At 69.5% G+C, this 2,511-nt stretch carries 2 protein-coding genes and 1 pseudogene; 1 reads left to right on the top strand and 2 read right to left on the bottom strand.

Annotation, left to right across the window (positions count from 1 at the left end; all coding sequences use genetic code 11):
* Positions 1 to 521 (bottom strand): CorA family divalent cation transporter (locus tag P409_RS36635; RefSeq protein ID WP_274519194.1); only part of this gene is annotated, 521 nt, incomplete at its 3' end.
* A gap of 14 nt (positions 522 to 535) precedes the next feature.
* On the bottom strand, positions 536 to 2,119 hold the full coding sequence (locus tag P409_RS31700) for an inorganic phosphate transporter (RefSeq protein ID WP_034847948.1): 1,584 nt from the start codon (positions 2,117 to 2,119) through the stop codon (positions 536 to 538).
* A gap of 173 nt (positions 2,120 to 2,292) precedes the next feature.
* Between P409_RS31700 and P409_RS31705 the strand changes: the two are divergent.
* Positions 2,293 to 2,511: pseudogene (locus P409_RS31705) on the top strand (hypothetical protein); the annotation flags it as partial.

A 2,511-nucleotide genomic window follows, 5' to 3' on the forward strand; every position in this document is an offset into this window, starting at 1 on the left:
TCGACCTCGTCCATCAGCTTCTCGACCGTCGCCTCGGCCTCGGCCGCCAGGTGCCCGGCGATCAGCGCCAGCATGCCCAGCGCGGTGGCCGGCGCGGTGCCGGCGTCCAGGCTGCGGCGGATCTCGTCGACCACGCGCAGCGGGTGGCGCCGGCCGGTGACCAGGAGGTTCGGCCCGGCGCAGAAGCGCAGCCGGCCGATCTGGTCCGGCTCGAAGGCGAAATCGTGATGCAGCCCGTTGGCGGCGCCGACCAGCCAACCGTCCAGCCGCTGCATCTGCACCCGGTCGGGCCCGTCCAGCAGCCACTGCGCGACAGCCGGGGGCAGGACCTCGTGCCGCGCCAGCCAGTGCCGGCCGCGGATGTCGGTCAGCTTCAGATGCAGCCAGACCCAGCCGTCATCCGTAGCGGGAAGCGGATCGACCCCGGTCTGGCGGCAGGCGCCGGACGCGGGGTCGAAGTGGTAGGCGGCGGCGACCGCATCGCCGAAGCGGAAGCTGACGGTCGGCCGCGCCCTATCCAAGCCCTGGTCCAGGGTCAGAACAGGTGCCGCAGCAGCCAGTAGAGCGCGGCCGCCAGGGCGATCGAGGCCGGGAGGGTCAGCACCCAGGCCATGATCAGGTTGCGGATCGTGCCCCATTGCAGGCCGGAACGGTTCGCCGCCATCGTGCCGGCGACGCCGGAGGACAGCACATGGGTGGTGCTGACCGGCAGGCCGTACACGTCGGCGGCGCCGATCGTCGCCATCGCCACCAGCTCGGCCGAGCCGCCCTGGGCGTAGGTCAGGTGCTCCTTGCCGATCTTCTCGCCGACGGTGACGACGATGCGCTTCCAGCCGACCATGGTGCCCAGGCCCAGCGCGATGGCGACCGCGACCTTGACCCAGTCGGGGATGAATTTGGTCGCCTGGTCCAGATAGCCGCGATAGGCGGTCAGCACCTTGCCGTCATCGGCGCTGAAGGCGGGCGCGTTGGTCTTGCCCATCAGCTTCAGTGCCTCGGAGGCGAGATACATGTCGTTGCGGATGTTGCTGACCTGCTCGTTCGGCACCGCGGCCAGCGAGCTGCGGCCGGCGACGCTGCGGTCGATCTCCAGGGTCAGGGCGACCAGCGCCGGCACCGTCTCCGCCGTCAGGGTCCGGTCGCGGACATAGGCGGTCACCGCCGCCCGCGGGTCGGCGGGGGCCGGCGTGGTGCCGGCATAATGCGCCAGCACGCCGGCCGCCTGCTGCGACGACTGCTCGAAGGCGGTGATCTGCGTCTCCGGCATCGCCCGGTTCAGCGCATAGGCGGTGGGCACGGTGCCGATCAGGATCAGCATGATCAGCCCCATGCCCTTCTGCCCGTCATTCGAGCCATGGGCGAAGCTGACGCCGGTGCAGGTCAGCACCAGCAGGCCGCGGATCCACAGCGGCGGCGGCTTGTTGCCTTCCGGCGCGCGGTACAGCTCGGGCCGCTTGATCAGCGCCTTGGCGGCCAGCAGCAGCAGCGCCGCGGCGACGAAGCCGACCAGCGGCGACAGCAGCAGCGACTGGCCGATGCCCAGCGCCTGCGACCAGTCCACGCCGCTGGTGCCGGTGCCGGGGATGGCCATCAGCTGGTTCATCAGGCCGACGCCGATGATCGAGCCGATCAGCGTGTGCGAGGAGCTGGAGGGAAGGCCGAAATACCAGGTGCCGACATTCCAGATGATCGCGGCGATCAGCAGCGCGAACACCATGGCGAAGCCGGCATTGCTGCCGACCTGCAGGATCAGTTCGACCGGCAGCAGCGAAATGATGCCGAAGGCGACCAGGCCGGTGGAGGTCAGCACGCCCATGAAGTTCCAGAAGCCGGACCACACCACCGCCACCGTCGGCGGCAGCGAGTTGGTGTAGATCACGGTCGCCACCGCATTGGCGGTGTCGTGGAAGCCGTTGACGAACTCGAAGCCCAGCGCGATCAGCAGGGCGATGCCGAGCAGGATGAAGGGCAGCAGGCTCGGCGAGTGGACGTCGCCCAGGTCGTTGACCAGGCTCCAGCCGGCATAGACGACGCCGACGATGAGCAGGGCGATGACGGCCAGCGGCGTCAGCCGGCTGAGCCCTCCTGTCGGCCTGGAGTCGAGCACGGAAGTGGTCATGCGGGGCCTCGCCGGGCTGCCATGGTGCGATGCGGTGACCCTACAAGCCGGATGTTGCAGTTATGTTATGGTTTGCGGACGGTGGCGGGGCACGTGACCCCCGACCGCAAATGGCTCTATTGTTTGGAAGAATTGTTCAAACGCCATTCCCGGTTCGATCGAGGGAGAGTGACATGGGCTTGAACAGGGCAGCCGTTTTCGCCGTGGCGGCGCTGGGTCTCGCCGGCTGTGCCGATCAGGTGCGGCCGATCATCGACCCCGCGACCTCGGTCGCCGGCGGGCGCAACTACGAATACGACGTGGCCCAGTGCCAGCAGCTCGCCAAGCAGGTGGACGCCGGCGGGCGCACGGTCGGCGGGGCGCTGGTCGGCGGCGCGGTCGGTGCAGCCGGC

Source organism: Inquilinus limosus MP06, from assembly GCF_000767795.1.
Classification (GTDB): domain Bacteria; phylum Pseudomonadota; class Alphaproteobacteria; order DSM-16000; family Inquilinaceae; genus Inquilinus; species Inquilinus limosus_E.

What these genes read in the sequence shown, in the direction of transcription:
- P409_RS31700 (WP_034847948.1), bottom strand. Translation starts at nt 2,119, where the DNA reads ATGACCACTTCCGTGCTCGACTCCAGGCCGACAGGAGGGCTCAGCCGG.